The organism is Arenibacter latericius DSM 15913, assembly GCF_000424985.1.
In the GTDB taxonomy this organism is placed as follows: domain Bacteria; phylum Bacteroidota; class Bacteroidia; order Flavobacteriales; family Flavobacteriaceae; genus Arenibacter; species Arenibacter latericius.
Genome location: NZ_AUKX01000040.1, coordinates 1 through 25,520, shown reverse-complemented (window position 1 = coordinate 25,520; position 25,520 = coordinate 1). Strand labels below are relative to the sequence as shown.

Genomic DNA, 25,520 nt, shown 5'->3' with positions numbered 1-25,520 from the left:
GCTAAAATGCACTACCACATTCCTGATTTTCATCTTATACACCAGTATAACAGTAGGGTAGCGGTACTAGCCTAATCAGGATATAGTTCGGTACATAAGGATTATGATCTTATTCGTCTCATTTGTGATCCTCTTGGACTACGGCTCATATCCATTCTTTGTCCAGCAATTCGCCCAAATTTATAGCTAAAGGTTAGCATAAAATATTGTTCTAAAATTTTGCTTTCAGAATCTTGAATAAAGGCCTCTGATACGGTTCTTACGTATCCGTTGTTTTTTCCTAAGATATCATAGCCTACTAAAGTTAGAGTGCCGTTTCCGTCTAAGAGCTGCATTCCTATTCCAGCATTCCAAAAAACCGCATCCCCGTCAAAGGCATCACCTACTCTGCTATTATAGCGGTAGGAAACCTTATTAGTGAAAAATGCATCCTTAAAGAAATAAACAGATGTGTTTAACCGAAGGTTTTGTACAAAATAGGCGTTGTTATCATAAATATCGGTATCGTAAATAGTTTTGTTTAATCCATAGCTGTAGGAGGCGTTAAAATCCAATATCTTGTCATAGGCGTATCGGAAAGATAGGGAAGGTCTAAGTACAGACGATTGAGCGGTAAACTTTACATTGTTTTGCAATGAGAGGTTGTTCCTAAAACTTCCGTGCAACCTAAGGTTAATATTTATATTGCTATTCTGACTAAAATAGGTTTTGGTGATCGCCGTATTACCGCTAAAAGAGTAATCCCCTTGGATATTGGTATAGGTGGTGTGTTTTATGAGGTCTTCATTAGTAATTGTACTATTGATTATTTTATCCTTTACAAAACTAGCCCCTGCATCTCCAGTAATATTAATGTTGTTAAAGGCTAGATTATTTTGATACTGAAAACGGAAATTATGGTTTATCGCAGGTTTTAAAAAGGGGTTTCCGGTGCGAATATGTAATTGATTATTTACATCTGGGACAGGTTGTAGCTGACTTATAGATGGTAAATCTACATTTTGATCATAGTTAAGGTTGATGTTTTTGTAGCCGTTGTCGTCCCTATACCTAATTCTAGCAGAGTACGTCATAAAATTAAAATCAGTTTTAAAATTACGCGCCTCAATAATCTTATCTACATATTTTCTGTAGGTATTGGTGTAGTTACCCGATGCATCAAAACGAAATCCTTTATAATTATATCTAAGGCTTAAGGCAGGTCTTATAGTGGTAGTTAAATAGTTATTTTGCGTACTCAACTGTTGATTAAACTCCTCATAAGTATCTTCATCGGCATTAAAATCATACACAAACCTTTCATTGCTATTGTTTCCTATTTGGACAGAATATCTAGGAATTATTCTAAAGCCTGTAAATAGTTCTTTATTCCAGTTTGCGTTCAATCCAATATTGGTGCTTAAGTTATCTGTTTCACTTATTTGGTCCTGTATATTGGTGGTATTTTTCTGATGTAAGATATTTTCGGAATATTTTTTCCCGCTAGATTGGTTTTTGCTGATGCTGGTATTTACACCAATATGAAAGAAATCACGATTATTCCCTATCCTAGGAGTTACGCTAAATTTATTGCTAATGCTGTATTGATCAGAAATATTTTGATTCGCTGAAGTGTAATCACTTACCAAATCGCCATTACTTTCTTTGGATTGTGTGGTCTCTTGATTAAAGGAATCTGAATTGGTCATGGTAAAATCTGTCTTATTGGCAATTTGTACCCTGTTGCGAGAGGATTTATTTTTAGAATCCAATAAAAATTTTAAATCCAGATTAGCATTATGACTATCGGAATCGTTACTGCCATTTCTTTCTGAATAAGTGGTGTAATTTAAATCTGGTAAAAAATTATCCCGTATGGTTTTTTGTTCTGTTTCTCTACTTTGATTACTATACCTATAATTGCTATTTACCTGTGTTTCGTTCCATTTTCCCTTAGTGAAATTAGCTCCTACAAAATTAGATTCTAAATATCCATTACTAGTATCCGTATCCGGTAAGCTATTAAAGCCATTGGACATATTAATATTATTGCTTCCAGCAATAACCCCTAGTTGTTTCCCGTCAATAAGTTGAAATAGGTTGGCATTGGCCTGATATTTTTTATCTGTCCCATATCCTCCGGCAACATCCCCGAAATAACCCTTATTTTTCCCTTTTTTAATCTTTAGGTTAAGCTCTTTGGTTCCAGAATCTGACTCTTCTCCCGTAAATTTCTGTAAGTCGGTCTTATAATCCGTTACCTGAACCTTATCTACTACTAAACTCGGTAGATTTTTTATGGCAATATTCCCTTTCTTTTCCCCGAAGAAACGCATACCATCTACATTCACTGCCTCTACCTCTATTCCATTATGAGTAATGCCGCCATCCATATCTATTTCTATTCCCGGAAGTTTTTTCAATAAGTCTTCTACCTTATCATTGGGTAGGGTTTTAAAACTATCGGCATTATATTCTATAGTATCTTTTTTCATCAATACTGGCGGTGCTTCCCCAAGTAAGAACACCTCGGTTAATTCCTCCACTTGTTCCTCTACAATAATATCATCTAAAACCAGCTTATCGTCCTCTGGGACAATGATTTGCTTGCTAAAAGGGGTATACCCCAAATGAGCTACTTTAAAAAGCAATTTGTTCTCCTTTTCGGCATTAACCCTTATAGAAAATGCTCCATCTTTATTGGTAATAGCATAGGCCATTGTTATAGAGTCGTTCGGATTTTGAACAAATACAGTGGCTCCTTCTAAGGCTCCTTCCTCCTTATTTTGAACAACACCTTCTAAATTGAATTTTTGGCCCGCAATAGAGTTTACTGCCAATAGAAATAAAATTGATACTAAAGTCCTCAAGATTTACTTTATTTAATTTATAACCGATTCTTTATTGCTAGTTGGACTCAGTAGTTGTCTAAAGGTTTAACTTCTTTTTAACTCTGTTAAATAAAAAGGTGTAAAACGCTGAATATAAGGGGGTTAATTGCAAATTATACCTTATGGAATATTTGTGAATCCTAGGAGTGGATAAAACGTAAATGTGGAGAGTTGCGGTGTTAGCCCTAGCTAAAGTTTAATGATGTTATAGATTGTATCTCATTAACCAATCCGTTTGCTTATCCTTGCCGATATAGTAGGGGTGGGTGCCAAATTTTACAAAACCGTATTGTTTGTAGAAATTAATGGCTTTTTCATTGTATTCCCAAACCCCGAGCCAGAGGTACTTTTTATTTAGAGATCGAGCTTTTTTAAGTGCCCAATTCAAAATCCAACCTCCTATACCTTTACCCTGAAATTCTTTTAACACATAGATTCGTTCTAATTCTAGGGAAGAATCATCCTTAATATCTGTTTGAGATGTTGCTTGGTTCACCTTAAAATATCCCACTTTTATGGTATTCTTAAATACAAAATAATAAGAAGAGTTAGGATCTTCTAACTCTTTTAAAATTATTTCACTGCTAAATGCGGTTGCTAAGTAATGGTTAAAATCGTCAGGATTATTTTGATCTTTAAACGCTTCGGTGAAAGTTTGCTTCCCGATGCTGATTAACGCATCTAGGTCGTCTATTGAGCAAGGTTTTACATGTATCTCCATTTGCCTACTTTTATTTTAAAAATAGTGTTTTGGGATAAGGTTTAAAATAAAAAGAGCGCAATGTGGTTTACACTGCGCTCTTTTGTATTGTAAATCTATGGTTTACAACATAAATAATTTCTTAGTCAATCTTATGAATCCATGGTAGAAGTCGTTATAATAGACTTGAATTTTTTCTTGAGTAGGGGCATGATTTATTTGGGAATCCATAGTAAAAAGTATTTATATCAGTGAAAATTGGGGTTTAATTTTTATTGTGGACCTAATATAATACATCATTGCGAATTGTATAATAATTTGTTGTGAATTGTTCAATAGTTGTTGTGAATATTACTATTAAGTGATTGAAGAACAAAGGATAACTAGTAAATGTTAAATTTTCATCTCTGGAATAGTTCCTTCAACAATCAAATTCCCTTCGGTTGCTTTCTTAATTTCTTCCACGCTTACTCCTGGAGCTCTTTCTAATAGTTTAAACCCTTCGGAGACTACCTCTAATACCGCTAAGTTGGTTACTATTTTTTTAACGCATCTAACACCTGTAAGTGGGAGACTGCATTTTTTAAGTAATTTTGATTCCCCTTGACGGTTGGTATGCATCATAGCTACAATAATGTTCTCTGCAGAGGCTACTAGGTCCATTGCTCCGCCCATTCCTTTAACCATTTTACCAGGAATTTTCCAATTGGCGATATCTCCGTTTTCAGCCACTTCCATAGCACCTAAAATAGTTAGGTCTACATGTTTCCCTCTAATCATTCCAAAACTAGTAGCCGAATCAAAGAATGAGGCTCCTGGAAGGGTGGTAATGGTCTGTTTACCCGCATTAATGATATCGGGATCCTCTTCCCCTTCAAATGGAAAAGGCCCCATTCCTAATACGCCATTTTCGCTTTGGAACTCTACGCTAATATCATCTCGAACAAAATTGGCCACCAAGGTGGGGATACCAATTCCTAGGTTAACATAATATCCGTCTTTTATCTCTTGTGCTATTCGCTTTGCAATTCCGTTTTTGTCCAACATAATTCTTGATTTGAAAATTTGGTAATTTTTTAATTTGGCAATGTACTTCGTTTGGTTGTGCCTATTATTTTTGAAATGATGAGAATAATTGAGTTTAATTCTGAAAAAAGAATGAGTTTAGGATTTGGATAATGTTTAGAAGCTTTGCAAAGCTCAATCCAATAGGAAGTCTCGTCCGCTTCCTTAGCCGCAAGCTTAAATTTATGGATAAAGTCTGCTTTACTTTCACCATTTTGAGCCTCCCAAGTATTGGCACCAATTGATGTTCCGCTTCGGAATAATTGGGATGCCATTTCGTATTTCTTTAAGGTTCTTAACTGTTCGGAATACGCTATAATTTCGAGAGAGAAATCAAAGGTTTTCTTAACGATTACATTTTCCTTATCCTTTCTCATAGTTTAGTGATTTAATATCAATTCATTTTCAAATTAACATATTAGCTAATTTCCAAATTGATTAATCTCGCTTCCGCACCGTCAGCTGTTCTATTCTCTTCTCATAGTTAGAACCTTTAAAAATACGTTGTACAAAGATTCCTGGCACATGAACCTGATTCGGGTCTAATTCCCCTGCGGGGACTAGTTCTTCTACTTCTGCTACCGTAATTTTTGCTGCTCCACACATAACGGGGTTGAAATTACGTGCCGTTCCCTTAAAAATAAGGTTCCCTGCTTCATCGCCTTTCCAAGCTTTTACAAAAGCAAAATCGGCTTTAAAGGCTTCCTCTAGCACGTACATCTTTCCATTAAACTCCCTGGTTTCTTTTCCATCGGCCACTTCGGTGCCATAGCCCGCAGGAGTATAAAAGGCGGGGAAACCTGCTTGTGCAGCCCTACATTTTTCTGCTAGGGTTCCTTGTGGGGTTAATTCTACCTCTAATTCCCCATTAAGCATTTGTCGTTCAAACTCATCGTTCTCTCCTACATAGGAGGAAATCATTTTTTTAATTTGCTTTTTATGTAAGAGTAGTCCCAAACCAAAATCGTCTACTCCCGCATTGTTGGATATACAAGTGAGGTCTTTTACTCCCATTTTCACTAATTCCGTTATGGTGTTTTCTGGGATACCACATAACCCAAATCCGCCCAGCATCAGTGTCATCCCGTTATGGACGCCCTTTAATGCTTCCTCTACATTAGCAACTGTTTTCAGTATCATTCGTTATAATTTTATTATTAGCTTCTTAAGAGTCCTTGATCTCCTCTAAAATACGGATTTAAACGAAAAATGCCCTTAACTTTTAGTAAAAAGCAAGGGCATTTTTTATTAAAATAGGATAACCTTAGAAATCCAAATCGTCTTCTATATCTATATCATTCTCCTTTTCTTCGATAAGCTTGCTACAATCTACATTGATGGATAGTTCCTCTGGCTTTTCAAATTCTCCGTCTGAAACACCCAATTCCTTGTTTTGGTAATTCTTCTTCATATACATTCCCCAAATAGGAAGTGCCATAGATGCCCCCTGCCCGTATGTAAGGGACCTAAAGTGGGTTGCTCTATCTTCTCCTCCTACCCAAACTCCAGTCACTAGATTAGGAACCATTCCCATAAACCATCCATCACTTTGGTTCTGTGTAGTTCCTGTTTTACCAGCAATAGGATTGGTAAATTGATATGGATAACCTGTGATAATTTCTTGATATACCTTATTCCATTTTTCAGCACCCGTAGTTCTAAGTCTTGTCCCAGATCCTCCTTGGGTAACACCAGACATTAAGTCTACCATAGCGTAAGCTACATCCTTACTAAGTACATCTTTGGTTTCTGGTACATATTCAAACAAAACGGTACCATTTTTGTCTTCAATCCTTGTTACCATCACTGGTTTAACATAAACTCCTTGGTTGGCAAAGGTGCCGTATGCGCCTACCATCTCATATACGTTTAGATCTGCACTTCCTAAGGCAATGGAAGGGACAGCAGGTATATTCCCTGTAATGCCCAAGTTTTTAGTAATTTCAATTACGGCTTCAGGTCCTACTCTGTCTATCAACTGAGCAGTGATAGTATTTACAGAATTAGCCAAGGCATTTTTTAGCGTAATTAAATTCCCTGAATACTTGCCATTTGCATTTTTAGGGCACCAAGGTTCTGGGTTACCGTGTTTATTGGCTTCAATACAGTATTGGTTGTCATATAGTCCGTCACAAGGCGATAACCTTAATTGGTCTATTGCAGCGGCATATACAAAAGGCTTAAATGTAGAACCAACCTGTCTAGCGCCTTGGTAAACATTATCATACTGAAAATGTTTGTAATTGAGTCCGCCTACCCATGCTTTTACGTGACCTGTCTGTGGCTCCATAGACATCATTGCAGCCCTTAGGAAAGACTTGTAATAACGGATGGAATCCATTGGGGTCATTATAGTGTCTTTGTCTTGAGTCTCACTATTCCAATCAAAGACAGTCATTTCAGTTGGCTTATTAAAAGACGCTCTTATTTCTTTTTCAGATTTACCGTTGGCTTTCATATTTCGCCAACGATCGGAATTTTTCATGCCACGCTCCATAATACGATCAATTTCGCCTGGAAATTCTTCAATAAAGGGAGCTGTCTTATTCCTATCTGGTGTGTTTTGATGAAAAAACTCGGCTTGCAAGCGTTTCATGTGCGCAGAAACTGCATCTTCTGCATTTTTCTGCATGCGGGAATCTATGGTGGTATATATTTTTAATCCGTCTAAATAGATATTCCACTTATCGCGTTCTCCTTTTATGGCAGGTTTTGGATTTTTTTCTATCCACTTACGCATAAACCCTTGGAGGTACATTCTAAAATAGGTCGCTATTCCCTCCCTGTGAGATTCTGGGTTAAAATTAATATTCATTTTTAGGGCCTGCAGTGAATCTTTCTCCTTTTCCGTGATAAAATCGTATTTGGCCATTTGTCCTAATACGGTATTCCTTCGGTTTAAGACCAATTCTTCCCTTCTTAAGGGATTGTATAGTGAGGAGTTCTTCAGCATCCCAACTAATACTGCTGATTCCTCCGTTTTAAGATTCTTGGGCTCTTTACCAAAATAAATTCTGGCCGCTGATCTAATTCCGTCCGCATTATTAGTGAAATCATAAATGTTTAAATACATGGTAATGATCTCTTCTTTGGTATAGCTACGTTCTAATCTAGTTGCCAGTACCCATTCTTTTAATTTTTGAGTAATAGTTTCTATTAGGTTTTTAGAACGTACTCCAACAAATAGCTGTCTAGCCAATTGTTGTGATATGGTACTTGCCCCACCTCTTTTCCCTAAAAATGCAAAAGCTCTTACAGTACCTCGTGCATCTATACCGGAGTGCTCATAGTAGCGTGCATCTTCGGTTGCTATTAAGGCTTTGACTAAGTTTTCAGGTAAATCTTCAAAACTAACATCCGTTCTGTTGTCATCTAGGTAAAACTTCCCTAAAGTTTCGCCATCGGAAGAAATTATTTCGCTGGCTAAGTTGGTTTGTGGGTTTTCTAATCTTTCATATTCCGGCATAGGTCCAAAAACACCCCAAGCCGTCAATAGGAATATTAGAACTACGGAAAGGATTCCGGTTATAAACAAAATCCAAAACCATATGATGAATTTTGTAAAGCTATTTTTTTTCTTTTTTGTTGTTTTTTTTGCGGTCGCCATGGGCCTATGGATTAATTTTTTCTATTTGATATCCAACATTGGTAATGCCTTCCAAATCTGCGATGCCTTCTACTTGGCCATTTTTTCGCATTGCGTGTGATACCTTTAAGGTATATACTCCAGAAGATGGAAAAATGATTTTTTCCTTATACCACAATTTATTTTCTTTTAAACTGCCATTGCCACTCCCTAACCATTCGCCATTTGGGAGAGCCATCTCATACTCCAAAGTGTCTCTTACTAAATCTCCGTTAGGGGTATTTAATTCGGCAATTAGAAACAGATTGCTGTAGGGATAGGTTTGGTCGTTTCTAATATTGATGAAAATATTATAGGGTTGTATCGTATCTACACCGCTGAATTGAAACTGCATAATACTGTCCTTGTGCCACACCCCATTATTGGTAGAGGTATAACCAGAGCTAATCGTTTGTCCATCACAGGATGCGATTAAGACTACTAGTAAAAGTGACGCTAACCCCCTAAGCATTCTTGGAAGGTCTTTTTTTGGGAGCTGGTTTTCTTCTTTTCTTGCTCCTTTTTTTGTTCCTTGTCCTTTTTGGAGTGTCAAAGCGGGTAAGACTATCTTGTCCTACTGCATTTTCGAACACCTTTTCTAGCTCTTCTACATTTTCTACAGCATATTCCTCTAAGCTAGCTACCTTTTCCTTTTTCTTATTCTTTTCTTGGATATTTATTACCTGTTCTTTGGTAAGTTCATGCCAATTAGCAGGTTGATCTTTATAAGAAAACCATAGGGATCCTTTAAAAATATCTATTTTTTGACAAAAGGCCATTCCTTTTGTGGTAAAAAGCTTGGTGTCCTGACTAGGAAAATCTTTTAAGGCGTCTAGGTATACGTCTAATTCGTAATTAAGGCAGCACTTTAATTTTCCGCATTGGCCGGCTAGTTTTTGCGGATTTAGGGAAAGTTGCTGGTAACGTGCTGCAGAGGTGCTAACAGATCTGAAATCTGTTAACCAGGTAGAGCAGCATAGCTCCCTGCCGCAAGACCCAATTCCTCCTAAACGTTGCGCCTCTTGCCTGTATCCAATCTGTCTCATCTCTATACGGATCCCAAAAGCCTTGGCCATATCCTTTATCAACTGCCTAAAATCTACTCTGTCTTCCGCGGTATAATAAAAGGTAGCTTTAGAGCCATCTCCTTGAAATTCCACATCGGAAATTTTCATTTGGAGTTTTAGTATAATGGCAATTTCCCGAGCTCTCTTTTTTATTTCCTCTTCCCGGTCCCTGCATTTCTGCCATTTATCAATATCCTTCTGTGAGGCCTTTCGGTAAATAACGGGAAGTTGAGGGTTATTGTAATCCTCTTTCTTCTTTTTCATCTGTACCCGTACCAATTCTCCGGTAAGGGTAACCATGCCTACATCATGACCAGAAGTGGCCTGTGTGGCTACCACGTCTCCGATGGAAAGTGAAAGGTTTTTGGAATTTCTAAAGAATTCTTTTCTACTATTTTTAAAGCGGACTTCCACGCAATCAAATGGTTTTTGCCCATTTGGAAGCGACATGTTGGAAAGCCAATCAAATACCGTCAATTTATTACAGCCATCAGTGCCACAAGTCCCATTGTTCTTGCATCCTTTTGGCTGTCCGTCCTTACCGGTTGAACAACTGCTACAACCCATAATTAATATGTTGGTTCGGCGAAAACATGTGTTGTTTTCGCCGAAAAAGGTTCATAATTTTTATCAACCGTAAAGATAGTGTTTTTTTTAAGCGATGAAAAGAAACAGCGTGTCATGATGCAAATAGTACCTACTTCTTATAGGCGAGTACCTCTGATCTTCCTTTTTTGAAGATTTTATTGCTGACAACCTTTCCTCGTCTTAGTTTTTTTTGCTCTTCGTAAGGTAGGGCGTTTATCTCTTTACACTCATTGGAACAGCATTGATCCATTTTTTCTGCGCAAGAATCGCACTGGATAAATAGGAGGTGACAGGCTTCATTGGCACAATTCACATGTACATCACATGGGTTTCCACATTGATGACAATTAGCGATAACATGGTCTGTAATACGTTCCCCACGTCTGTGGTCGAAAACAAAATTCTTCCCTAAAAACTTGTTTTCCAAGTTGTTATCGTTTACTTGTCGGGTGTATTCTATTATGCCTCCTTCTAGCTGATAGACCTGTTTAAAACCTTTGTGTTTGTAATAGGCGCTTGCTTTTTCACATCGAATCCCTCCGGTGCAATACATTACTAGCTTTTTATCTTCCTTATGGTCGACTAAATCTTTCTCAATTATATCTAATGAATCTCTGAAAGTATCTACATCTGGAGTTAAAGCATTTTTAAAATGTCCAATTTCACTTTCGTAATGGTTACGCATATCTACCAGAATGGTATCTGGGTCCTCAATAAGTTTATTGAAGGTTTCTGCGTTTACATGAACGCCCTTATTGGTAACGTCAAAAGTGGCATCGTTTAAACCATCTGCCAATATTTTCTTTCTAACCTTTACTTTCAGTTTTAAAAACGATAGGTTGTCTTGTTCAATGGCGATATTTAGACGTACGTTCTCTAGGAATACAATACTGTCTAGATGGGATTTGAAAGCCGCAAAATTTTCTGCCGGAATAGATAGTTGGGCATTAATTCCTTCATGGGCAACGTAAATACGGCCTAGAACATCTAATTCGTTCCAATGGATAAATAAATGATTTCGAAAAATTGACGGGTTGCCAATGTGTGCATATTTGTAGAAAGAAATTGTCAAGCGTTCTTGACCAGCCTCTTCTATAAGAGCCGCTCTTTCCTTTGCACTTAAGGTATTGTACAGTTGCATGCTATACTAATATTTTAAGTTAAAGTAGTTATTAAAGGTGCAAATTTACTATATCCAATGCGGGTTTGAAAATTATTAGGGAGTTTTTAAGGAGTAGAAGCAGTATTAAGGGTACAAAAAAAAGGGGCTCGAAACTTCAAGACCCCTTAATTTTGGTCAATACCAATACTCTTTTTCATAGACTTAAAATTCAGTATTGACCCACAACCCTTATTGTTCTACCAAAAACAATAAGTAATCTAATTTGAGTTAGTTATTGTTTAGATGGTATACTTTAAAAAAGGTTGCGTAGATTTTAAAAAAAATAAAAGTTTTTAAGGGAATGGTCTATATTACAACCTTTTGCGAAATGCGTAGCGCTTAGTGGAGAAAAGTCTGTGCTGACTATTTTGCTAAAAAACGCGACATAGAAAATCCTCGTTTTAGATGGTTTTATGCAAAAAGAAATGGTATTTTAGCATCCTTAATACGATATGAAAATGAGTTCTGAAAAAGAAGCAAAATTAAAAGCATTAAAACTTACCCTAGATAAATTAGATAAAACGTACGGTAAAGGTGCCGTAATGAAGATGGGGGATAGCGTAGCACAAGATGTTGAAGTTATATCTTCCGGTTCTTTAGGATTAGATGTTGCACTTGGTGTGGGCGGATATCCGCGAGGAAGAGTTATTGAAATATACGGGCCGGAATCTTCTGGTAAGACCACTCTTACTCTTCATGCTATGGCAGAAGCACAAAGGAATGGCGGAATTGCAGCCTTTATTGATGCGGAGCATGCGTTTGACCGTTTTTATGCGCAGAAACTGGGAGTTGATATAGACAATTTAATTATTTCTCAACCAGACCATGGAGAGCAAGCTTTAGAAATTGCCGATAACCTAATTAGATCTGGTGCTATTGATATTGTGGTGGTCGACTCCGTTGCGGCATTGACACCTAAGAGTGAGATAGAAGGTGAGATGGGAGATTCTAAAATGGGACTTCATGCACGTTTAATGTCACAGGCTCTAAGAAAGTTAACAGGATCTATTAGTAAGACCAATTGTACCGTTATTTTTATTAACCAGCTAAGGGAGAAAATTGGAGTAATGTTTGGTAACCCCGAAACTACTACCGGTGGAAATGCCCTTAAGTTTTATGCTTCGGTACGTTTAGATATTAGAAGGTCTACGCAAATTAAAGATACCGATGGTGAGGTGCAAGGAAATAAGACGAGAGTTAAAGTGGTAAAGAATAAAGTAGCACCACCATTTAAAACTGCCGAGTTTGATATTATGTATGGCGAAGGCATTTCTAAAGTTGGAGAAATAATCGATTTAGGAGTTGAGTTTGAAATCGTTAAGAAGAGTGGATCCTGGTTTAGTTATGGTGATACCAAATTGGGGCAAGGTAGAGATGCCGTTAAAAAGCTGCTGCTAGACAATCCAGAGTTACTGGAAGAGCTTGAAGGTAAGATATTAGAAGCCATCAAAACAGTGAAATCATAAATACAAATAGTAAATCCCGATTTATTCGGGATTTTTTTTTACCCTACACGCAACCTTTGTTTTAAATATCATCTACTAATAAAAAGGAATTGCTTTTAAGCCAAAAGTTAAATTAAACTAAGAGCTTCGTTTTTAGTCCTAAAATATAACTGTAGGTTTTCATTAATTAATTTTTATAGTAAATGTAATAAGACATGAAAAGAACACTCTTTTTGCTGGTTGTAGTTATATCTTCAGTATTGACATCCTGCTCGGATGATGATGGTGTTAACTACTATTTTAAAGCCTTAGAAGTTAAATCAGTAGAAATGCCAGAAACATTCGAATATGGTAATATCTATAAGATAAAAGTCACTTATGTAAGGCCAGATAACTGTACTTATTTTGAAGGTTTTGATGTGGTTAAGGATGATCTTACTACCCGTAAAGTGGTAGCTGTAGGTACGGTAATAGAAGATGATAATGTTCAGTGTATAGAAAAGTTGGAGGAGGTAACCACATCTTTTAAATTTGAAGTGTTGTACAATCAACCTTATTTGTTTAAATTTTGGACAGGGGAGGATGAGAATGGAGATTCAGAGTACTTAGAATTCACAGTCCCCGTAGGTTCGGAGAGCTCGGACCAGAATAAGGAATAGTAGCTTAACCCACATTGTATTTTGAGTAATTTAATTGAGCTCATCAATAATTGTAAAAAGGGGAGTAGACAAGCGCAAGAACAGATATACAAGGATTATTCCCGTATACTGTTCGGTATTTGTCTCAAATACTCACGCAATAAAACGGAGGCCGAAGATAGCCTGCATGATAGCTTTATGACAATTTTTAGTAAGATTGATCAGTTTAAGCATCATGGGTCTTTTGAAGGGTGGATGAAGCGGATTACCATAAATACAGTATTGCAGAAATATAGGAAGCAACAAAATTTGTCCTTGGTATCCGAGAATATTGAGGAGGAGGTTGAAGAAGAAACAGTCTATGATGATGTGAGCCTTCAAGTGTTATTGAGATATATCCAAGAACTGCCTGATAAATATCGACTAACTTTTAATTTGTATGTATTAGACGGGTATAGTCATAAAGAGATCAGTGAAATGCTAGGAACCTCTGAAGGAACCTCAAAATCTAATTTGGCTAGGGCCAGGAAAATACTGAAAGAAAAACTAGAAGCGAACAAAGCTAAGGTTGGGGTAGAGGGGTAATCTACAACAAGTAATTTTAGCTATCCAAGTGTACAAAAATGAGTGAAAATAAATTAGATAAATTATTTCAAGAAAAGTTGGCCGACTTTCAGGAGACTCCAGACAGTAAAGTCTGGAGCTCCATAGAAGCTTCCTTGGACAAGAAAGGTAAGTCTAGAAGGGTTATACCGCTCTGGTGGAAGCTTGGTGGGGTAGCGGCAGTCTTGACCTTTTTATTCTTGGTAGTTAATCCATTTTCAGATACAACTAGTGTAGAACCAATTATTACGGATGTAGAAAATAGAGTAGAAAAGGATGTTAATAATGAAAAGCATTCTATTATAGAGGAATCCATTAAGGAGGCTCCCTCTTTAACTACCGTGCAGGATGAAAAAGTAGAACCTGAAACTGATGCTGTAGCAAATGTGGGGGCCAAGCAAAAAGATAATGCTGTTACAACTGCATCGGTTTCGGATAAAGAAGAGGCTGATTTAAAGTATCAGGTTAGCAAAAAGGTTAAAGCTATAGGCGTTGCTGATGGTGGAAGTGAAATAAAAGATATAATAAATCCTGTTTTAGAGGGTGGTCCTGCATTAGAAGAAAATAAGAGCCCAGATGATCATCAGTTGGTAAATGGGGATACTTTTAGCAAAAAAGGAGAAAATAAATTAGTCGAAAATACAGAGGCGTCATTAGAGGAAACAGACCCTAAGAAAAAGTCAATTTTCGACGAGATAGAAAAACGAGAAGAGGATATTGCAGTTGCGACTTCAAAAGGAGGGAAATGGTCTGCTGGGCCAAGTGTGGCTCCTGTTTATTTTAATGGTATAGGTGGAGGGTCTCCTATAAATTCTATTTTGGCCTCCAATACCAAAACTGGGAATGTTACGCTAAGCTATGGGGTTAATGTGGCTTATGAGGTTTCTAAGAAAGTTAGTATACGAACCGGAGTTCATAAGGTAGATTTTGGATATAATACTAATGATGTGTCTTTCTCTTCATCTTTCCAAGCCCCTGCCCAGGCCCAGTTAAAGAATATTAATTATAATAATACCGCTCAGTCTATTGTTCTTAGAGAGACTAGCAGGCCATTAGGACTTCCCCCTTCTGATGTGCAGGTTGCTCTAGATTTTACCGGGAAGAGCCCTACTCGTATGGGAACAATGGGGCAGCAGATTGGGTATTTAGAAGTCCCCCTAGAAGTAAATTATGCTGTATTGGATAGTAAATTTGGAGTAAACCTTATAGGTGGATTAAGTTCGCTTTTTCTGACGGATAACGTGGTGGTTTTGCAATCTAGCGGGCAGACTACAGAATTGGGAGAAGCTAATAATATTAATTCGGTGAATTTTAGTACAAATATTGGACTTGGTCTTAATTATCAGTTTAATGATAATCTAAGGCTAAATGTAGAGCCAGTGTTTAAATATCAGCTGAATACCTTTAATGATACTTCTGGGAGTTTTAACCCTTACTCTGTTGGGGTGTATAGTGGTTTTAGTTTTAAGTTCTAATAACCGCTTGTCTTAGTTGTGGGTGGGTCTGGAAGTGAAATTTTATTGTTCCCGGCAATTGGCTTCTAATTCTTTCAAGATTACGGATCTTACCTTTTCTTTTAATTCGTTCTTCTCTTCTGCGCTTAATGGATCTGTATTAAAAAACCGATGAACTCTTGCGCGTATTCTTCCGGGACTTCCGCTAAAAAAAGTAAAAGAGAATCGTTTTTTGTTGTCGCAAAAAGTAATTGGGACAATGGGTATTCCATGGGCGATAGCCATTTTAAAAGCACCGTCCTTAAAATGGTCTAATACAATTTCTTCTTCTGGTACGCCGCCTTCTGGAAAAATACAAATACTTAAACCTTGGTTCAATCTCCTTTGTGCTCTTCTGTAGACTGCTGTTCTACTCTTAGAGCTTTCGCGGTCTACCATGATGCACACCCTTTTGTAGAAGAAGCCAAAAAGTGGAATCTTAACGAGCTCTTTTTTCCCAATAAAAACAAAGGGGTTTTTGCTTACTTTTAACATCAGCATAATATCTAGCATGCTAGTGTGGTTGGCTACTAACATATAACTTTCCCCTTTTACTAACTGTTGCTCCCTCTTAATTTTGGGAAAGCACCCCATGCCGTAGAGGATACAATTCGCCCAAATGTTCCTAGCCAACCAAAAAAACTGTGCGTAAGTTTTTTCGGACATGGTAAAGAGGATCAGTAAGGGTAGCATTAGCAAAATAGGTAATGCTACTAAAATATAAAACCATATACGGTATAGTGTATGGCCTATTTTCTTGAGTATTGAAATCATAAAATCAAAAATAATAATTATAAGTTCCTTTTTAGTATTTCTTTTACCTTTGTAGTCTTTTGAAAATAATGTCATGGCAAGAATATTAACAGGAATTCAAAGTACGGGAATCCCACATTTGGGAAATATACTTGGGGCAATTATCCCAGCCATAAATATGGCAAACGACCCTAAGAACGAATCTTTTCTTTTTATTGCTGATATGCACTCGCTTACCCAGATTAAAAATGGTGAAGAATTGCGTAACAACACTTATGCAGTGGCTGCTACTTGGCTTGCTTTTGGGTTAGATATAGATAAAACGGTGTTTTATCGCCAGAGTGCTATTCCGCAAACAACGGAATTGGCTTGGTACCTAAGTTGTTTCTTCCCATATCAACGTCTTACTTTGGCGCATTCTTTTAAAGATAAGGCTGATAGGTTAGATGATGTTAATGCCGGTTTATTCTATTACCCTATGTTAATGGCAGCAGATATTTTACTGTATGATGCCGAAATAGTGCCGGTAGGGAAAGACCAAATGCAGCATTTGGAAATGACACGTGATGTAGCTTCAAGATTCCACGCTCAACTTGGAGAGACCTTTGTTTTGCCAACAGGAAAGGTGCAGGAAGAGACTATGTATATTCCTGGAACAGACGGAGCCAAGATGAGTAAAAGTAAAGGGAATTTAATAAGTCTTTTTCAATCGGATAAAAAATTGAGAAAGCAGATCATGGGAATCCAAACAGACAGTACGCCTATGGAAGATCCCAAAGATCCGGATACCGACAATGTGTTTGCTCTTTATAAAATATTAGCGTCTGAGGATCAAGTGGCAGAAATGCGAGAAAATTACCTTAGAGGGAATTACGGGTACGGACATGCTAAACAGGCGCTTTACGAAGTTATATTGGACCGATTTGGAGAAGCTCGTGAAAAGTTCGATTACTATATGAATCACTTAGATGAACTAGATTCGGCTCTAGAAATAGGAGCTGAAAAGGCGAGAGTGGTTGCCGATGAGGTTTTAGAACGCGTTAGAACTAAAGTAGGGTATTAAAAATGTTGTTAACACTGTAAAAGACCACTTGGTCTTTTGCAGTGTTAGTTATTCTTTAAGGTTAGTATGTAGTGGTCGATGTTTGGTGATATTTTTCGATATTCGGTTAAAAATTAACCCTGTTTTTGCTTATAAAAGTGTGTAACATATCAATTGGTTGGTAATCTAATTAGAATTTCTGAGGTTTTATAGGTTAAAATGTAAGCTAGAGCGTGGTGTTTTAAGTCGAATATGTTGAGGAAGGTGTTCTTATATCGCTTCAAATAGTTTGCCTGGTAAAGGTCTTACCACACCCTTCATTTCCATATTTAGTAAGGTAGAGGATACCCTAAAAATAGGTAAATTGCAATCTAGGGCAATGTTGTCTAGCATTTTCTTTCCCCCTACCTGGAGGTAATTATAGATGTCTTGTTCTGTGTCATCTAATTCTACAAATAATTGTTTTTGTATTGGGGCAGGTTGTTTGTCTTCTAATTCCCATCCTAGCATATAGATGAGGTCGGCAGCTGACGTTATCATTTGTGCCTTTTGTTGTTTAATGAGATTGTTGCAGCCCGTGCTATATCGGTCTTGTACTCTTCCTGGAACCGCAAATACATCCCTGTTGTAGCTGTTTGCGATATCGGCAGTAACTAAACTACCTCCTTTTTCGGCTGATTCTACTACGATTGTTGCTTCGCTCATTCCAGCAATTATTCTGTTTCGCTTTAAAAAATTCTTTTTTTCGGGTTGTGATGTGCTCCAAAATTCGGTTAAGAATCCGCCATTTTTTTCTACATCTACTACAAATCGTTCATGAAGCTTAGGGTAAATCTGGTTTAATCCATGAGCTAAACAACCTATGGTTTGTAGGCCGTTCTTTACCGCTGCTTTTTGTACGCAGATATCTACGCCGTAGGCAAAACCACTTACAATAATAGGGTTTAGCGGCGCCACCGCTTCTATAAACTCTTCGCAGAAAGCAGTGCCATAACTGGTAATGTTTCTAGTACCCACTACACTAATTAACTTTCTGTTGTTTAAATCGATTTTGCCACTACCAAAAAGCAAAATTGGGCCGTCTATACAATGTTTTAATGCGGCAGGGTAATTAGGGTCTGTAAAAGAGTATAGCTGAATGTCGTTTTCTTGGATAAATTGGTATTCCTCTTGTGCTGCTTCTAAGTGTTCTGTGTCTAATAATCCGTTTATGGTGTGCCTGCCAATGCCATCTATTTTAAGTAGGGAATTAAATTTTCTAGAAAAAACAGCTTCAGGGCTACCGCAATGGGCAATTAATTTCTTGGCGGTGATATCACCAATATTTGGAACGCTTTGTAATCGTAATAAGGCAATTATTTCATCTTTAGACATTTATAGGTGGCGCTTAGTTGTTCACAAAATACATAAAATTTTATGTTAATAAAAAGATGGTGTGAGGGTTTTTAACTTGTAGAATATTTGCAATCTTTGTCATTATGAGAACGGAACATTATATAGCGGAGCTACTTTATAGATATAATTGTGTTATGGTGCCAGAATTTGGCGCATTTTTAACCCAGATGGAGTCTGCGGTTATTAACGGAACTACCAACACCTTTACGCCGCCGAGGAAAACGATTTCCTTTAATGAGCAGCTTACTTCTAATGATGGACTTTTAGTATCATATATGGCTGACGCTGAAAAGATGTCTTATGAGGATATGCAGAAAAAAATTGCATGGGTTGCTCAGCAGTGGAAGTTGCGTTTGGAAGCAGGAGAAAGACTCTCATTTCCCAATCTTGGTGAGCTTTGGCGTAATCAGGAGGGGAAAACTCAGTTTCAACCTTCAAATGAAGTGAATTACCTAACGTCTTCCTTTGGACTTTCCTCTTTTGTTGCTTCTCCAGTAACTAGAGAAGTGTTAAAAGAAGAGGTGTTAGAGCTAGAAGATAAGATTCCATTTACTATTACTCCAGAGGCTCGCAAGGAAAGAAGTAGTAGGCCTTATTTTAAATATGCAGCAGTTATATTATTGGCGGTAGCAACTAGCTTTACTGGTTACCGTTTATACAATGACAATATTAATACCCAACAGTTGGTAAGGCAAGAAGCCCAACAACAGGTTTCTAGGAATATACAAGAAGCTACTTTCTTTAATACGGCGCCTTTAGAATTACCTGTAATATCACTTAATATAAGCTCTCCTAAAAAGAGTGAATCGCATCAGATTATTGCAGGTGCATTTAGAGTTAAGGATAATGCAGATAAGAAGGTGGGGCAGTTAAAGGAAAAAGGTTACGATGCATTTTATATTGGAGAAAATGATTATGGCCTGCACATGGTAGCTTATGGTAGCTATGATAATGCAGAAGAAGCTTTACAAGAATTGAGGAAAATAAAGAAGTCTGAATCTTCCGAAGCTTGGATGCGTTCAGTTAAATAATTACACTTCTATTTTTTACCCTCTTAATTGCAATGTACCTTTGGATAAAAAATCATTCTTTATGGAGTCCAAGACACCTAGTGAGTCGCGTACCTTAATGACCGATATGGTCTTGCCTAGTGAAACAAACCCCTTAAATAATCTTTTTGGAGGAGAGCTATTGGCTCGTATGGATCGGGCTGCAAGTATTGCAGCTAGAAGGCATAGTAGGCGAATTACTGTTACTGCCTCTGTAAACCACGTGGCGTTTAACCAAGCGGTACCTGTTGGTAGTGTAGTAACAGTTGAAGCGGCTGTTTCTAGAGCGTTTAAGACCTCTATGGAGATTTACATAGACGTTTGGATGGAAGATCGGTTTAGTGGAGAGAGATCCAAGGTAAATGAGGCAATATATACCTTTGTTGCGGTAGATGATAGTGGTAAACCCATTCAAGTGCCAGAATTATCCCCTGAAACACCCTTAGAAAAGGAACGTTATGCAGCTGCATTGCGCAGAAAACAATTGAGTTTAGTGTTAGCGGGAAAAATGAAACCTAATGAGGCAACGGAATTACGTGCCCTCTTTATGGAATAAGATTATATGCTATTTTTTTGCAATCATTAAAAAGAAGGTTATGCTCCTCTATAGAAAGTGGAGTTTTTATTTGTCAACAGTGCATCGATTCTTTTTAATTCACTAAAAAACATCTTTTTCTATAAGCCTTATTCTGATTAATTTCTATAGTCTTACAATCGATAAATCCACTCTTCAGGATTTAACTTTTGGGAATCACGGTACAGGTAGAATTTTAATTGGGTAGTACCATTGCTTTTGCTAGTATAGATTTCCCCTAGACTTGACTTTATACTTACTTTGTCTCCCTTTTTTACATTTACCGTAGAAAGGTTATAATAGGTGCTAATATAATTCCCGTGCTTTATCTGTACTCCTTTATTACCGCCAGGTACGGATAGAATTGCAATTACTTCCCCTTCAAAAATAGAACGGGCTTGTGAGCCTGGGTCCGTAGCAATAATAACCCCATTACTTTGATGTTTAATACCGGGGTAAACGGCATCTTTATAGATTCCGAAGCCTTGCCTTTTTATGCCTTTTTCTACTGGCCATATTAATTTTCCCTTATTAGCAGAAAAATTATTGGCTACTATAGTGGCTTCTGGAGTTAGTACAAAAGTACTACTGCTAGTTGCTTTTTTATCTGAGGATTTGCTGGTGCTTTTGTTAGATGCGGCAATGGCACTTCGGATTAATCGCTCTATCTGAGCGTCAATACGTTTTGCTTCTTGCTGTTTATTTCTAATTTGGGTTGCATACTTACTTTCATTGCGCTTAATGGTGTTCAGTAATTCCTTTTGAGACTGCATTTCTTTATATAACTGATTTTTAACTGCAGTGTTCTCCGCAACCAATCTATCTTTTTCTTTTCGTTGAGCGGAAAGCTCTTTGTTTAACTGAGTGAGCTCTTCTGTTTTAAGCTGTATTTGTTCCCCTTGTTCCTTTCTGTATTGGGTGTATTGCTTCATGTATTGAAGTCGCTTAAACGCCTGATAAAAGTCTTCTGAGGACAATAGAAACATTAGTCGACTTTGTTGTGATTTATTCTGATAAGATTTAAGGATCATATTGCCATACTCTTCCTTAAGGTGAGCTAGGTCATCACGTAGCTTGCCAATATTTCTAATATTAGTGTTGATTTGCCTGTTTAAAAGGTTGGATTGCTGATTGGTGACACGGATTAATTGTTGACGTACATTAATCTTGTGATTCATGGCCTCCATTTGGTCTAACACATTCCCTTTTTCCTTCTTTTCGGCAAAAAGCAAACGGTTAATCTCCTTAATTTCCTTCTCTAATTCCTCTCTCTTGGTTTCTAAAGCTTTTTGCTCACTGGTTTGTGCAAATAGGTCTTTACCCCCAAGAAGGCTTATAAAAATCAGGATATATACTACAGATAATCGTTTAATTCCCATATTCCTTTAAGGCAATTTCTTTAAAACCATTTGGTATGCTATAGGGGAAGTTTAAAGGCTTATTAAACTCCATATTCCTATATTCTAATTGGATGCTGTTGGAATTATTCCCAGATTTGGCTAGGACCTCAATCTTATTGGGAAGGATCCAATTGCTAACTTTTTGGTAATTTTTGTATTGGATCTCCAATATTCTATTTTTCAAAGGTTGCGACAATAGTTGGGCAGCCATGCGATAGTTTAAGGGTTCTATTTGAAAGAGAGTCTTAAACAGCTCCCCTGACTTTCTAGGTTTAAGCTGATAGTTATTGTTTGTGATATCCACAGTGTATTTATCATCCCTAAGGTCTAAAATAGCCTGACCTAGGAGTAAATTTTGCACCTTGTCAAAATCGAGATCGGTTCCTAAAAGCTGACTTAAATAGGAGAAATCACCGTCAAAATACTCATTGTCCAGTTTGTTGTAAAAGGATACTCTTTCTGGGGTAATATAGGCTTTTACGATGCCTAAGGGGGCGCTTAGCCATATAGCCTTATCCTTTTCCATTCTAAAGCTTACACTAACACCCTGAGAGGAGCTTCCGTCTGAATAATCTATTTTCATCCTACCGCTAAGGGTCTTAAAACTAAGTTTGCTGTAATAGTGGTTTCTAATAACCGATTTAGCACTTATGTTTTCATCTACAGTCCCGTCTTTTACAACGCTAGTAGATTTACAAGAAATGAACAGGGATACCATCACTATGATAACCGTCCAATTTCTAATATTTATTGTTAAATTTCCCATGTTGTTATGAGCCAGATTTTATTTTGCTAAGATACAGATTTGCCTTGGAAGAATTTCCCAATGCGGTATAGGCATCCGCTAATTCCTTATATATTTTATTTAATATTTCGTTATCGTCTATGATAACATCAATTCCCGATTCTAAAATAGATACGGCCTCCTTGTGTTTGCCCTGCATATTTAATGCCAAACCATAGGTATAATAAAAATAAGGTTGCGCAGGGAAGTTTTCCATTGCTTCCATGCTCTTAAGTTGAAGTTCCTTATAATCGCTTTTGTCTAATAGGGCTGAAAGCGTATTTAGGTAGTTATCAATAGGGCTCTGTTTGGTCACTTGCTTTTCTACTTCTTCAAATAGTTCTGCTGGTTTCTCCTTTTTAATACGAAGGTGATCATCTATTTTTAAGGAATATTCCTTTGTGAATGACGATGATTTCATCTCCAACAATAGTTCTTTTGCGGCTTCATAGTTTTGATGCTCATAATAGATCAAGACTATGTTCTTTTGCATTTTGGCATTGGTAAAGGGTATCTTATTTTTTATATCGTCTAACATAAGACCTTGCTTAGCCATTATGGTGTAGGCGGTTTGTAGTACCCAATAATCTTCTGGTTTGGAGTTTAATGCCGCAATGGCGTACTCCTGAGCCTGAACATAATTTTTAGATGCTAAATAGGCTTTGGCAAGTTCATAGTCTATTACGGCGTTATTTGTTCCTAAAGTTTTACCTTCTAAGAATAGGTTGATAGCTCTGTCGTAGTTTTCTATGCCTTTTTGTTTTAATGCCTCAAAAAACAATTCTTGAAATTCATCTGAGTATGCTTCCAGAGAAAGTTCGGCGCTTTCTTCTTCCTCAAAAATCACTTTTTGAGCATAGGTGCTTATAGGTGTTAATATGCACCCTATGGCAAGATAAAAAAGGTAACCGATCTTGTTCATTTTACCTATTGCTTTTTAAAAATAGAATGAGATAGCGATAATTCCTCTAAATCAAATTTAATGGATTCTTTTCGCTAAAAAGCGTAAGCCTGTGCTTATTTTATGCCTGTACTTCCAAATCCACCTTCGCCACGCGAGGTTTCAGAAAGCACCTCTACTTGGTTCCATTCTGCCCTTTCATGCTTAGCAATAACTAATTGTGCTATTCGCTCGCCATTTTCAACGATAAAGGTTTCGTTAGAAAGATTTACAAGAATCACGCCAATTTCCCCTCTGTAGTCTGCATCAATAGTTCCGGGTGCATTAAGTACAGTAACCCCCTTTTTTGCAGCCAATCCACTTCTAGGTCTTACTTGTGCCTCAACCCCTATAGGGAGTTCTATAAAGAGACCGGTTTTAATGATAGTGCGTTCCATGGGTTTTAATGTAACCGCTTCCGTGAGGTTTGCTCGTAAGTCCATTCCAGCAGAAGCTATAGTTTCATAATGGGGTAGTGGGTGTTCGGATCTATTAATTATGTTTATTGTCATTTCTTTAAAAATATTTGTTTTAGTGAATCGTTTTCAAGTTTGTAAACTATTCCTAGAAAGATGCTTAAGAATAAAATTCCTATAAATAAATTTCTATCAAACACATAGAACGATAATATAGAGAAGATAATAGATAGTCCTAAATAGAAAATGATCTTTCTTAGGTTATAGGGTACCGGATAATATTTCTTTCCAAAATAATAAGATAACAACATCATGGTGGCATAAGCTACTAAGGTGGCTACAGCTGATGCTTTATATCCATAAACAGGTATAAAAGTAAGATTAATAATTATGGTAAGAATAGCGCCTGCAATTGAAATGTATGCACCAAACCTAGTTCTATCTGTTACTTTGTACCATACAGAAAGGTTGTGATAGATTCCTAGGCAAAAAGCCGCTAGTACAATTAAAGGGACAACAGACATAGCCTCCCAATAAGAACTGTTTCGCACGAATAGGACTTTTAATATATCGGCAAAAACGACTATTCCTAATAAAATAATACTCCCTAAAATCACAAAATAGTTGGTAATCTGTGCGTAGGCTTTCTGTGGGTTTTCGGAGGTGGAGTGACTAAAAAAGAAAGGTTCTATACCTATTCTAAAAGCCGTGGCAAATAAGGTCATAAACATGGCTAATTTGTAGCAGGCGGAATACTTTCCAATTTCGCTTTCCGCAATGTTTTCAGGTAAAAGGTAGGATAGTAATATTTTATCAAACACCTCATTAATGGTAAATGCTATCCCTGCTATCAGCACTGGTAGTGCATATTTTATCATTTTACGCCATAACTGCTTGTCAAAAACAAAAGGGCCTCTTAAATATAGCTTAAGCATTAATAATAGGGTAAGGCCACTGGCAATAAGATTGGAGATAAAAATATAGGAGAGCTCAAAGTGGGGTTTGTGCAATCCAGAAAATAAGGTATCGGGGTTGTCTGCTACCATTTTTGGTAGGAGAATTAGAAAAAATATGTTGAGTCCAAAGTTTACGGAAACATTTAATATTTTAATTATGGCATAACGCATTGGTTGTTCATTAGCCCTTAACCAAGCAAAGGGGATAATGACTAAAGCATCCAAAGCTAAAATATAGATAGCATAGTGGATGTATTTAGATTCTATATTGGTGAGATGGGCTATGGAATCCTTGAAGAGGAGTGCTATAATAACGAATACCAATGTAGAGGCTCCAATAGAGATTAAAGAGGTGGTGACCACTTTCTTCCTGTCTTCTACCTTGTTGTAGAATCTAAAAAAGGCGGTCTCCATGCCGTATGCTAGTAGAACGTTGAAAATAGCAAACCAGGAGAAAATAATACTTATTTCTCCATAGCCTGCAGTTTCTAACACTCCAGTATAAAGCGGGAGTAAAAGAAAAGAAAGCATTCTTGGCAACACCGTTGCCAAGCCATAGATAAAGGTCTGTTTGAAAAGTTTTTTTATTTGACTCAAAGAAATCTATGAATTAGCTTTAAAAATAGAGATTTAATTATTGAGTGCAAAGTTAGTTAAATACGTTTGGGAAGGGATTAACATTTATCGCTATTATTATATAGGTTAAACTGTTTGGATAAATAGTGGTTGTGGTTGGTCTTAAGTGGGTAATAGACATAAAAAAAGCCCCACATTGTTGTAGGGCTCTATATTTATTAAAAATGTATTTAATTGTTTGTCGCTCAACCTAATTGATTAACGCTTTTTCGGTTTTAAATTTAACTTCGCTTACGCTTCGTCTAATTGTTTAACGCTTTTTCGGTTATAAATTTGACTTCGCTTACGCTTCGTCTAATTGTTTAACGCTTTTTCGGTT

At 37.1% G+C, this 25,520-nt stretch carries 23 protein-coding genes; 7 read left to right on the top strand and 16 right to left on the bottom strand.

The genetic code is table 11. The features are described from left to right. Positions 1–101: 101 nt before the first annotated feature. The 9 genes from H344_RS0112635 to trhO all read right to left on the bottom strand — a co-directional run bounded on the left by H344_RS0112635 (position 102) and on the right by trhO (position 11,056). Positions 102–2,849, bottom strand: coding sequence for an outer membrane beta-barrel protein (locus H344_RS0112635; protein WP_157378272.1), 2,748 nt, complete (start codon positions 2,847–2,849; stop codon positions 102–104). Between the two features lie 226 nt (positions 2,850–3,075). Then, positions 3,076–3,591 carry a GNAT family N-acetyltransferase gene (locus H344_RS0112630; protein WP_026810658.1) on the bottom strand — a complete coding sequence of 172 codons (516 nt, stop codon included), beginning with the start codon at positions 3,589–3,591 and terminating at the stop codon, positions 3,076–3,078. 372 nt (positions 3,592–3,963) lie between these two features. Then, positions 3,964–4,617 carry a CoA transferase subunit B gene (locus H344_RS0112625; protein ID WP_026810657.1) on the bottom strand — a complete coding sequence of 218 codons (654 nt, stop codon included), beginning with the start codon at positions 4,615–4,617 and terminating at the stop codon, positions 3,964–3,966. 29 nt (positions 4,618–4,646) lie between these two features. Next, positions 4,647–5,012, bottom strand: a complete 366-nt coding sequence (locus tag H344_RS0112620) for a four helix bundle protein (RefSeq protein ID WP_026810656.1) — start codon at positions 5,010–5,012, stop codon at positions 4,647–4,649. A 61-nt stretch (positions 5,013–5,073) separates the two neighbouring features. Next, on the bottom strand, positions 5,074–5,775 hold the full coding sequence (locus H344_RS0112615; RefSeq protein WP_026810655.1) for a CoA transferase subunit A: 702 nt from the start codon (positions 5,773–5,775) through the stop codon (positions 5,074–5,076). Between the two features lie 124 nt (positions 5,776–5,899). Beyond that, on the bottom strand, positions 5,900–8,242 hold the full coding sequence (locus H344_RS0112610; RefSeq protein ID WP_026810654.1) for a penicillin-binding protein 1A: 2,343 nt from the start codon (positions 8,240–8,242) through the stop codon (positions 5,900–5,902). Positions 8,243–8,246: 4 nt separating this feature from the next. Further along, positions 8,247–8,732 (bottom strand): gliding motility lipoprotein GldH, encoded by a 486-nt coding sequence (locus H344_RS0112605; protein WP_026810653.1) that lies wholly within the window; start codon positions 8,730–8,732, stop codon positions 8,247–8,249. Next, positions 8,725–9,894 (bottom strand): PSP1 domain-containing protein, encoded by a 1,170-nt coding sequence (locus H344_RS0112600; RefSeq protein WP_026810652.1) that lies wholly within the window; start codon positions 9,892–9,894, stop codon positions 8,725–8,727. The genes H344_RS0112605 and H344_RS0112600 overlap by 8 nt, the downstream gene beginning before the upstream one ends. Before the next feature lie 130 nt (positions 9,895–10,024). Then, complete coding sequence (gene trhO / locus H344_RS0112595; protein ID WP_026810651.1) at positions 10,025–11,056, bottom strand: oxygen-dependent tRNA uridine(34) hydroxylase TrhO; 1,032 nt, start codon at positions 11,054–11,056, stop codon at positions 10,025–10,027. A gap of 479 nt (positions 11,057–11,535) precedes the next feature. Here trhO and recA point away from each other — a divergent pair, with 479 nt between their 5' ends. From recA to H344_RS0112575, 4 genes are all read left to right on the top strand, one after another. Then, on the top strand, positions 11,536–12,543 hold the full coding sequence (recA, locus tag H344_RS0112590; RefSeq protein WP_026810650.1) for a recombinase RecA: 1,008 nt from the start codon (positions 11,536–11,538) through the stop codon (positions 12,541–12,543). A 194-nt stretch (positions 12,544–12,737) separates the two neighbouring features. Then, on the top strand, positions 12,738–13,181 hold the full coding sequence (locus tag H344_RS0112585) for a hypothetical protein (protein ID WP_026810649.1): 444 nt from the start codon (positions 12,738–12,740) through the stop codon (positions 13,179–13,181). Positions 13,182–13,202: 21 nt separating this feature from the next. Continuing rightward, the gene (locus tag H344_RS0112580; RefSeq protein WP_034256590.1) at positions 13,203–13,745 is read left to right on the top strand and encodes an RNA polymerase sigma factor; all 543 of its coding nucleotides are present in this window, start codon (positions 13,203–13,205) and stop codon (positions 13,743–13,745) included. Between the two features lie 38 nt (positions 13,746–13,783). Then, a complete protein-coding gene (locus tag H344_RS0112575; protein WP_026810647.1) occupies positions 13,784–15,238 on the top strand; it encodes an outer membrane beta-barrel protein in 1,455 nt (484 codons plus the stop codon). A 42-nt stretch (positions 15,239–15,280) separates the two neighbouring features. On the opposite strand, the gene H344_RS0112570 is transcribed toward H344_RS0112575, so the two are convergent. Next, positions 15,281–16,030 (bottom strand): lysophospholipid acyltransferase family protein, encoded by a 750-nt coding sequence (locus H344_RS0112570; RefSeq protein ID WP_026810646.1) that lies wholly within the window; start codon positions 16,028–16,030, stop codon positions 15,281–15,283. Positions 16,031–16,103: 73 nt separating this feature from the next. Here H344_RS0112570 and trpS point away from each other — a divergent pair, with 73 nt between their 5' ends. Then, on the top strand, positions 16,104–17,072 hold the full coding sequence (gene trpS, locus H344_RS0112565; RefSeq protein ID WP_026810645.1) for a tryptophan--tRNA ligase: 969 nt from the start codon (positions 16,104–16,106) through the stop codon (positions 17,070–17,072). A gap of 249 nt (positions 17,073–17,321) precedes the next feature. Here trpS and dprA read toward each other — a convergent pair whose 3' ends face one another. Further along, the gene (gene dprA / locus H344_RS0112560) at positions 17,322–18,425 is read right to left on the bottom strand and encodes a DNA-processing protein DprA (protein WP_026810644.1); all 1,104 of its coding nucleotides are present in this window, start codon (positions 18,423–18,425) and stop codon (positions 17,322–17,324) included. A 104-nt stretch (positions 18,426–18,529) separates the two neighbouring features. Here dprA and H344_RS0112555 point away from each other — a divergent pair, with 104 nt between their 5' ends. Together H344_RS0112555 and H344_RS0112550 are read left to right on the top strand one after the other, a co-directional pair. Beyond that, entirely contained in the window at positions 18,530–19,477 is a 948-nt protein-coding gene (locus H344_RS0112555; RefSeq protein WP_026810643.1) for an HU domain-containing protein, read from the top strand. A gap of 61 nt (positions 19,478–19,538) precedes the next feature. Further along, on the top strand, positions 19,539–20,051 hold the full coding sequence (locus H344_RS0112550; protein ID WP_026810642.1) for an acyl-CoA thioesterase: 513 nt from the start codon (positions 19,539–19,541) through the stop codon (positions 20,049–20,051). Between the two features lie 152 nt (positions 20,052–20,203). On the opposite strand, the gene H344_RS0112545 is transcribed toward H344_RS0112550, so the two are convergent. The 5 genes from H344_RS0112545 to H344_RS0112525 all read right to left on the bottom strand — a co-directional run bounded on the left by H344_RS0112545 (position 20,204) and on the right by H344_RS0112525 (position 25,162). After that, positions 20,204–21,448, bottom strand: a complete 1,245-nt coding sequence (locus H344_RS0112545) for a murein hydrolase activator EnvC family protein (RefSeq protein ID WP_026810641.1) — start codon at positions 21,446–21,448, stop codon at positions 20,204–20,206. Further along, positions 21,438–22,235 carry a DUF4292 domain-containing protein gene (locus H344_RS0112540; RefSeq protein ID WP_084148803.1) on the bottom strand — a complete coding sequence of 266 codons (798 nt, stop codon included), beginning with the start codon at positions 22,233–22,235 and terminating at the stop codon, positions 21,438–21,440. The genes H344_RS0112545 and H344_RS0112540 overlap by 11 nt, the downstream gene beginning before the upstream one ends. A gap of 4 nt (positions 22,236–22,239) precedes the next feature. Then, complete coding sequence (locus H344_RS0112535) at positions 22,240–23,175, bottom strand: tetratricopeptide repeat protein (RefSeq protein WP_026810639.1); 936 nt, start codon at positions 23,173–23,175, stop codon at positions 22,240–22,242. 95 nt (positions 23,176–23,270) lie between these two features. Next, a complete protein-coding gene (gene dut / locus H344_RS0112530) occupies positions 23,271–23,705 on the bottom strand; it encodes a dUTP diphosphatase (RefSeq protein WP_026810638.1) in 435 nt (144 codons plus the stop codon). Then, positions 23,702–25,162: a lipopolysaccharide biosynthesis protein gene (locus H344_RS0112525; protein WP_026810637.1), complete on the bottom strand. Its 1,461-nt coding sequence runs from the start codon at positions 25,160–25,162 to the stop codon at positions 23,702–23,704. Before H344_RS0112525 ends, dut begins: the two co-directional genes overlap by 4 nt. Between the last annotated feature and the right edge of the window lie 358 nt (positions 25,163–25,520).